Annotated in this window: 6 protein-coding genes; 5 read left to right on the plus strand and 1 reads right to left on the minus strand. The window is 62.7% G+C overall.

Features of this window, described 5'->3' with window-relative positions; translation table 11 throughout:
* From HP499_RS16865 to HP499_RS16875, 3 genes are all read left to right on the plus strand, one after another.
* The coding region (locus HP499_RS16865) for a TCP-1/cpn60 chaperonin family protein (RefSeq protein ID WP_305849747.1) at nucleotides 1–424 on the plus strand (424 nt) is incomplete at its 5' end.
* 175 nt (nucleotides 425–599) lie between these two features.
* Nucleotides 600–2234 (plus strand): response regulator transcription factor, encoded by a 1635-nt coding sequence (locus tag HP499_RS16870; RefSeq protein ID WP_172325368.1) that lies wholly within the window; start codon nucleotides 600–602, stop codon nucleotides 2232–2234.
* A 172-nt stretch (nucleotides 2235–2406) separates the two neighbouring features.
* Entirely contained in the window at nucleotides 2407–3567 is a 1161-nt protein-coding gene (locus tag HP499_RS16875) for an NAD(P)/FAD-dependent oxidoreductase (protein ID WP_172325369.1), read from the plus strand.
* Here the strand turns inward: HP499_RS16875 and HP499_RS16880 are convergent.
* Nucleotides 3480–4247, minus strand: a complete 768-nt coding sequence (locus HP499_RS16880; RefSeq protein ID WP_172325370.1) for a DUF389 domain-containing protein — start codon at nucleotides 4245–4247, stop codon at nucleotides 3480–3482. The two genes, HP499_RS16875 and HP499_RS16880, sit on opposite strands and share 88 nt — an antisense overlap.
* A gap of 227 nt (nucleotides 4248–4474) precedes the next feature.
* On the opposite strand from HP499_RS16880, the gene HP499_RS16885 reads away from it, so the two are divergent.
* Both HP499_RS16885 and HP499_RS16890 read left to right on the plus strand, forming a co-directional pair.
* Nucleotides 4475–6532: an acyltransferase family protein gene (locus tag HP499_RS16885; RefSeq protein ID WP_253951650.1), complete on the plus strand. Its 2058-nt coding sequence runs from the start codon at nucleotides 4475–4477 to the stop codon at nucleotides 6530–6532.
* Nucleotides 6529–8519 (plus strand): acyltransferase family protein (locus tag HP499_RS16890; RefSeq protein WP_172325372.1); only part of this gene is annotated, 1991 nt, incomplete at its 3' end. The genes HP499_RS16885 and HP499_RS16890, both read left to right, overlap by 4 nt.

An 8519-nucleotide genomic window follows, 5' to 3' on the forward strand; every position in this document is an offset into this window, starting at 1 on the left:
TTCCTCCACGCGTGCAGCACTTGAAGAAGGCATCGTTTCCGGTGGCGGTTCCGCACTCATCCACGCCCTCAAGGCACTGGATGAGTCCCCGGCCGTCCAGGCGCTGGAAGGTGACGCGGCAGCTGCTGTGGGCATCGTCCGCCGTGCCTTGGTCCAGCCGCTGCGCTGGATCGCCCAGAACGCCGGCTTCGACGGCTTCGTTGTTGTTGCCAAGGTTTCCGAGCTGGAAGCCAACCACGGTTTCAACGCCAAGTCCGGCGAGTACGAGGACCTGATCGCCGCCGGCGTGATCGACCCCGTCAAGGTCACCCGCTCCGCTCTCCGTAACGCCGCTTCCATTGCTGCCCTGGTTCTCACCACCGAGACCCTGGTTGCCGAGAAGCCGGCTGAGGAAGAAGACGCACACGCAGGCCACAGCCACTAGCAGCCTGTTTCATTGAAGCCCCGGTCACGTTCGCGTGGCCGGGGCTTCGTGCGTCTCCGGACGCCCGCAGGTACGCCTGCCCAAGCTATTGTGAGCGTTCGACGACGGCAGTAACCTGACGCTAAAAGCTGCGGCTCGGGCATTAACCCGGCCGCCACCCACCCGCAGGTGAGCCATGACAGCCCCGGACACAGACTTGGACCTGGGACGCTCAGCATTTCACGAGCGCCGCTGGAACGATGCCCTGGATTGCCTCGTCCGCGCCGATTCCGAGGGCGGACTGCCTCCCCAGGACATTGAGTTGGCCGCCTCCGTGGCGATGCTGCTTGGATTGAACGCCCAGAGCGTGGCGTACCTCGCGCGAGCCCACGACGAATTCCTGACCATAGGGGATATAGACAGTGCCGCCCGCTGTGCCGCGTGGCTGGTCATGTTCCTGATGGACATGGGCGAGCATGCGCAGGGCAATGGCTGGTTGTCCCGCGCCAGGCACCTGCTGGAGGGCATGGCAGGACCATGCGCCGCCGAAGGCTACCTCCTCATTCCCGCTGCCCTGGGCGCGCTTCGCTCCGGCAACCCTGGTACGGGCCATGAAATGTTCGGCCGGGCCTTGGAACTGGGCCGGTCCTTCCACGACAAAGACCTTCAGGCACTGGGACAACTCGGTGTAGGTACCTCACACGTATCGCTGGGAAACGTGGAGGAAGGACTCCAACTCCTGGACGAAGTCATGGTGTCGGTCACCTCGGGGGAGATTTCGCCCATACCAGCGGGCATCATCTACTGTGCGGTCCTGGGAAGCTGCCGCCTCTCGCATGACGTCAGGCGTGCCCACGAGTGGACCTCAGCCTTGGAACGCTGGTGTGGTGAACGTCCGGACATGGTCATGTTCAGCGGACAATGCCAGGCCTACCGGGCCGAGCTCCTGATCTTGCACGGCGCTTGGGACGAAGCTCTCGCGGTGGCACGTGCCGCAGAAGGCCGGGTCCGTAAGGGCGACCCCGACGCAACATTCGGATCCTGGTACCAGCAAGGCGAAGTCCTGCGGCTGCAAGGATTCCTGGCTGAAGCTGCGAAAGCCTATGGCACAGCGGCCGGAACGGGTTTCGAGCCCGTTCCGGGCATCGCGCTCCTGCAGCTTGCGCAGGGTAAGGCGATCCAGGCCCAAGCCACCATGCGCCGTGCACTGGAGGGAGCGGAAACCGCCAATCGTCGCCGCCTGCTCCCTGCCGCCGTCGAGGTCGAACTTGCCCTGGGAGATGTGGCCGCTGCCAGGGCCGCCTTGAACGAATTAAGGGAACCACAGCACAGCGGAAGCAAGCCCCTTGAACTGGCGCTCGCTTCGCAAGCAGGTGCCCAGGTTTCGCTGGCCGAGGGCGATGCCACCGCCGCCCTCCGTGACGCGAGGAGTGCCTGGCGGATCTGGTATAGCCTCGAAGCCCCCTACTATGCGGCCGGTTGCCGTGTGCTTGCGGGCCGCGCTTATGCACTGCTCGGCGATCCGGATACTGCTGCCATGGAGTTCGAAGCGGCCAAAGCGGAGTTTTCCGATCTCGGAGGAACACCGGCCGTTGCCGAAGTACTGGAGCTCACCGGTGAAAAGCCCAAGGACTCCTGCTCCCTCACGGCAAGGGAAATGGAAGTCCTTCGGCTGGTGGCGGGTGGGCACTCAAACCGGATCATCGCCCGGGAGCTGTACCTGAGCGAAAAGACCGTAGCCAGGCACGTCAGCAACATCCTTTCCAAACTCGCGGTACCGTCCAGGGCAGCTGCAACCAGCCACGCTTTCGAGCACGGCCTCATCCGCTGACGCGCTATCACCTCTCGCACCTTTCGGCCGGTCCCTCTATCACCTACTGCGCAGAAATACCCACGCCGTAGAAAAGCAAATGCGTCATTCTGCCGAAGCGACGGCAGGGGCCGGGACCGTAGCTTGGCTGTATCAGGACCCCTAAGATCCGAGAACGGAAGGAAGACCGGCCATGGATTCGCAGCAGTACCCGGACCAGAGGTACATAGACCAGCAGCACACCGACGTGGACACCTTGATAGTGGGCGGTGGCCAGGCCGGACTCGCGCTCGCGTACTGGTTGGCCAAGGAAGGCCGCAATTTCCTCATTCTGGATCAGCACGAAAGGCCAGGGGATGCCTGGCGTCAGCGCTGGGACTCCCTCAAGCTGTTCACACCCGCCAAATATGACGGACTTCCCGGCCGGCCCTTCCCCGGAGACCGCCTTGCTTTCCCCACAAAAGACCAACTGGCCGACTACCTGGAAGACTATGTCCGCCGCTTTGACCTCCCGTTCGTGGCCGGCGTTTCCGTGGAGGAAATCAGGGCCGAGGGCGAGGGTTTCGTTGTCCGGGCGGCCGATCATACGTGGCGCTCGCGCAATGTGGTGATTGCCACCGGCGGACACCGTCTTCCTCAACGGCCTGCGTTTGCAGAAGAGCTTGATCCTGAAGTACTCCAACTTCATTCACAGGACTACAAGAACCCCGGGCAACTGCGGGACGGAACTGTACTGGTGGTGGGGCTCGGAAATTCCGGAGCGGAGATTGCCCTTGACGTCGCCCCCTCTCATCACACGGTGCTGTCCGGCAGGCCCAGCGGCGAAATGCCAATGAAGCACGGCCGCGCAGCAGCCCGTTTTGCCCTGCCTGTGGTCAAGTTCCTTGGCGTCCACGTCCTGACACTCAACACGCCGATCGGGCGAAAGGCTGCCCCGGGCTTCAAGTCCATGGCTGCCCCGCTGATCCGGACAAAGACCAAGGATCTGGCTGCGGCCGGGGTTCAATTGCGCCCGAGGCTGGCAGGGATTTCTTTTGGCGTCCCGATTTTAGAGGACGGGACGCGCATGGAAGCCGCGAACGTCATCTGGTGCACCGGCTATCACGAGGACTACTCATGGGTGAAGCTGCCGGTCTTCGACGAGCGTGGTGAGCCCCTGCAGACCAGGGGAGTGGCCAACGACGTTCCCGGCGTCTACTTCATCGGCCAGGAGTTCCTGTTCGCGGCAGCCTCGGCAACGCTGCCCGGAGTGTGCCGGGACGCCCGCTACCTGGCGCGCAGGCTGGCAATGGAACGCCGTCCGGAGCGGGATGGTCGCCGTGGCAAGGAAACCCGCTTGCCGATGAGCCGGTAAAACAGCAACACAGCCGCGGCTGCTGAGACGATGCCCACCAGGTTCAGGGCAAGCTGCAGCGCTGATCCGGCCGCTTGGCTGTATTCGCCCAAGACCAAGGCGATGGCAACGTACCCTGCGGCGGGCACAGTGGTGACTGAGATGAAGACGCCCACCAGGGCCGAGGACCTGTGGCTGATCATGGACAACATGCCCGCTGCTCCCGCCAATGCGGCGAGGGGCCCAAACTCCGGGCCCACCACCATGGCGCCAACAATTGCGATGGTTGAATCGGTCACAATCCCGATCGCGGCCAGCTGCGTCGCAATCACCAGGAACGCCAGGAAACTCCATGTCAGTTTGGAGTCCTCGCCCGTCTGCGTGGAAACCTCGTCCCAAATAACCGAGTCGGCCGATTCGCCGGGAGCCTCTTTCTCCGCTTGGTCGGCGCGCTCGGACAGAACGAGGTCCGGTGTCGAGATAGAGATTGACCCGTGGTCTGGAACTTTGAGGGCATGCAGCCGTTCGATCAGTTCTTCCGCGGATTCCCGCGCAATCTGGACAGTTATCAGATCGCCGGCAGGTACCACGGAAGCACCCTTGAAGACGGCCACTCCGGCAGTCCCTGTCAGTCCGGAGCAGCATTCCAGGACGGCTTCGGACAACTCCGCCGGCACGCAGATGCGCAGCTGTACGATCATTGCTTCCCTTCCGTTGACCCGGCTCCAGCGTAGTTCCGTGTGGATCCCTTTCCGATGATTCAGGCACAGGCCACGCACAGGCAGGACTGGCAAAATGCACAGCCGGACATGAGCTGATTGACCCTGAAGGACCGGTCCATTGGACGGCGCCGACTGGGTTGGAGCCCCTGACCGGCGTATGATGGATGCTTTGTGCCACAGCTTTTGAGGAACTGCCTAACGTGACTATGCCAACGATCCCAGCCCCTGCCCGCGCCGGCAGGCGGTCTTCCGGACCCGTTGCAAAGTCGAAGTTCCGCCCCGAGATCCAAGGCTTGAGGTCCCTTGCCGTCCTGATGGTGGTGAGCTACCACATCTGGATCGGCAGGGTTTCCGGTGGCGTGGATGTTTTCCTCCTGATCTCGGCGTTCCTTATGACGCTGCAGTTCACCGGCCGCTACAAACAGGGCCGTCCCATGGATCTTGTGCGGCACTGGCTGCACCTGTTCCGGCGGCTGCTGCCCGCCGTCGTGGTGGTTCTCCTGGCCACGCTCGCGGCGACATTTACCTTCCTTCCGCCCACACGGTGGGTGGAGGTGGTCCACCAGGCGTGGGCTTCACTGTTCTACTTCGAAAACTGGCTCCTGCAGGGCCTGGCCGTGAACTACTACGCAACCGACCACAGCCTCGCCAGTCCGCTCCAGCACTTCTGGTCCCTCTCCATCCAGGGCCAGGTGTTCATCTTGTGGCCGGTCATTTTCGCTACCGTCGCGGTTCTTTGCCGCCGGTTCAGCCTGAGGTACCGGGCCACCCTCGCATACGTTTTTGCGATAATTTTTGTCCTCTCCCTCACCTACTCCGTCATTTTCACGGCGACCAACCAGGCTGTGGCGTACTTCGATACGTTTGCGCGGCTGTGGGAGTTCGCCTTGGGCACGTTGCTGGCGCTGATTCTTCCGGGGCTGAACTTCGCCAAGCCTGTGCGCATCATCATGGGATGGATCGGCGTGGCAGCCATGCTCAGCTGCGGCGTTCTGCTGCAGGTGCAGACGGCATTCCCCGGTTTTGTTGCCCTGTGGCCCACTTTGGCTGCAGTTGCCGTTATTGCCGCCGGCCAGACCGGTAGCCGTTTGGGCGTGGACAGGATCCTGAGTTCAAAATTCCTGGTCCGGCTCGGTGACAACTCCTACGCCCTCTACCTGTGGCACTGGCCCATCCTGGTGATCGCACTGGCATGGAGCGGCAAGGATCACGCAGGCTGGCTGTCTGGAACGGTCATCATCGCTTTGTCGCTGGTGCTCGCATTCCTGACCACCAAGTACGTGGAGAAGCCGTTCCGGGAATGGAAGTGGCCCGAGGTCAAGCGCCGCCGTTCGGCCATCGCCATCGCAGCCTGCCTTGCCGTGGCGTGCGCGCCGTTGTTGGGGTTCCAATACAAGCAGGACCTGGACCTCAAAGCAGCGCAGGCCCAGGCGTTCAACGACAACCCCGGTGCCCACGCGCTGGTCCCCGGCTACGTGGATCTGGTCAGCGATGGCGCCAAGACGCTGCCCACTGCTGAGCAACTTCCGGAAGACTGGGCAAAGCTGGCCGGCCCCTGCGAGGGCGATGCCAAGCCGGAGGACAAGCAACTGCAGGACAAGTGCCAGCAGAATGGCGTGGGGGAGGACGCCGAGCGGGAAATCCTGGTGTTGGGCGACTCCCATTCCCAGCAATGGCTTGCCGCCCTTGGCCCCTTGGCCGAGGCTGAGGACTGGAAAGTGACTGCCCTCTTGCTGGGCGGATGCCACTTCATGCCGGAGAACCCGGATGCTGACCCTGGTTGCAACGACTTCAACGCCGCCGCTTTCAGGTACGCCGCGGAGAAGGCTCCGGACACCGTTTTCATGGTGGGTACCATGGCTTCTCCCTCGTCACCGGATGAGCAGTTGGTGTACGGCTTTGAGCAGACGGTGACCAACTTCAATGACCTCGGCATTGAGGTGGTGGCCATTCGTGACAACCCGCGCTATGACTACAACGTCACCGAATGTGCGTTGTCCAAGGGTGTGGACAGCGCCGACTGCAAGTCCGACCTTCCCGAGGTCCTTGCCGCAGAGAGCCCCTTCGCAGCCGTCCATGGAACGTTCGGCAACGCAGCCTTCCTGGACATGACGGACCTCCTCTGCGACGGCATTACTTGCCCCAGCGTAGTGGGAAACGTGTTCGTGTATTTGGACGATAACCACTTGTCCAGGACGTACGTGACCAGCATGGCTGAGATGTTTGAGGAAAGGTGGTTTGCCGCGACGGGGTGGCAGCGATGATGGACGCACCTACTGCCGTGGCGGCACCTCCCCAGGAGCAGCGCACGACGTCGAAACCCGGCTTCCGTCCGGAGGTCCAGGGCCTGCGGGCCCTGGCTGTGGTGATGGTGGCGGCCTATCATATTTGGCTTGGCAGGGTTTCCGGCGGAGTGGATGTTTTCCTGCTCATCTCGGCTTTCCTGCTGACACTGTCCTTCACCCGCAAACTTGAAAGCGGGAAACCGCTGAGGTTGCTGCAGCACTGGCTTCACGTCTTCAAGCGGCTGTTGCCGGCCGTCGTCGTGGTTTTGTTGGGCGTCCTCACAGCCACGTGGGCCTTCATTCCGCAGAGCCGCTGGCCCGATGTCCTCGCAGAGGCGTGGGCGTCGCTGCTGTACCGGCAGAACTGGCAACTGGCGGAGACGGCCGTTGATTACTATGCCCAGGACCATGCGGGTGCGAGCCCGCTCCAGCACTTCTGGTCCCTCTCGGTGCAGGGCCAGGTGTTCATCCTGTGGCCGCTGGTCTTCGCCGCCGTCGCGTTGTTGCAACCGCAGTTGGCCAGGCTCTTCCCTGATCGGAAGGCTGTGGCCCACCGGACGCTCCTCTTCATGGTGTTCGGGGCCGTTTTCGTGGCATCCCTGGCGTTTTCCATTGAAGAGACCGCCAGCAATCAGGCCGTAGCGTATTTTGACACCCGGGCCCGCCTGTGGGAGTTCGCCCTGGGATCGATGCTGGCCTTGGCTCTTCCCTACCTCAAGCCCGGACGACGACTCCGCGTTTTCCTGGGCTGGGCAGGCATCACCGCGATGCTGGCCTGCGGACTGGTCCTCACAGTGGACCGCTCATTCCCAGGCTTCATTGCGCTCTGGCCAACCTTGGCCGCCGCGGCCGTCATCATCGCCGGTCAGAGCCACAGCCGTTTCGGTGTGGACCGGTTCCTCAGCTCACGTCCGCTGGTCCTGGTGGGGGACAACTCCTACGCCCTTTACCTGTGGCACTGGCCGGTCCTGGTGTTCTTCCTGCTGGTTTCCGGGGCGAGCACACCCAATCTCCTCCAAGGGTTGGCGATCATGGCCGCATCCATGCTGCTGGCTGTAGCCACCACCAAGTACGTGGAAGTTCCCCTGCGGCGCTGGCATTGGCCCAACGTCCGGTCCTGGCGTGCCGCCGTCGTGATTGCTTCCTGCGGTGCGCTGCTGGCGCTGCCCGTCACCGTATGGCAGGGTGCCATCGCATCCGAAAGCGCAGCGATCGCCGGGCAGCCCAAGGAGCTGACCCCCGGCGCGGCCGCCCTCTCGTCGGAGTTCGTTGGTGAACCCACCCAGGAAGCGATGATTATTCCGGCGCCGGCCGCAATGAAGGACGAATGGGCAGACATTGACGGTCTGTGCACCGGTGACAACGTGCCCACGGATCCGTTGCTGGAGGGGTGCCTGCAGAACGATGAGCCAGAGCAAGTCACCAAGGAGATTGTGGTGCTCGGGGATTCGCATGCGCAGCAATATATGGCTGCGCTGGGCCCCATCGCCAAACAGCACGGATGGGAAGTGGTGACTCTGTTGAAGGGTAGTTGCCGCTTTGGCGCAGAGTCCCCTGAAAGGACGGAGGAGTGCAACGAGTTCAACAAGGCTAGCGCCGCCTATGTCATGGAACGCCAGCCGGATGCGGTGTTCACTGTGGCCTCGCTGACCCATGCCACAGCACCTTTCGAGACTGAAGTCCCTGGCTACCTCGAAGGTATCCAGCCCTTCACCGATGCCGGAATCGACGTTGTGGGCGTCCGAGACAACCCCCGCTTCAGCATCAACATGCCCGAGTGTGTGCAGAAGAAGGGCCCTGATTCGCCGGACTGCAATGCCCCGCTTGAGGAGTCCCTGGCGGCGTCGTCGCCTTTGGACGACTACGTGGGCAAGGTGGAACGGCTCTACCTGATGGATATGAGCGACTTCATCTGCGAACAGGGTACGTGTCCGGCGGTGGTGGGCAACGTGTACGTGTACAAGGA

The organism is Paenarthrobacter sp. CM16 (assembly GCF_013179505.1).
Taxonomy (GTDB): domain Bacteria; phylum Actinomycetota; class Actinomycetes; order Actinomycetales; family Micrococcaceae; genus Arthrobacter.

Excerpts from the sequence above, each read along its gene's own strand:
- HP499_RS16870 (WP_172325368.1), top strand. The coding sequence starts at position 600 with ATGACAGCCCCGGACACAGACTTGGACCTGGGACGCTCAGCATTTCAC.
- HP499_RS16875 (WP_172325369.1), top strand. The coding sequence starts at position 2,407 with ATGGATTCGCAGCAGTACCCGGACCAGAGGTACATAGACCAGCAGCAC.
- HP499_RS16880 (WP_172325370.1), bottom strand. The coding sequence starts at position 4,247 with ATGATCGTACAGCTGCGCATCTGCGTGCCGGCGGAGTTGTCCGAAGCC.
- HP499_RS16885 (WP_253951650.1), top strand. The coding sequence starts at position 4,475 with ATGCCAACGATCCCAGCCCCTGCCCGCGCCGGCAGGCGGTCTTCCGGA.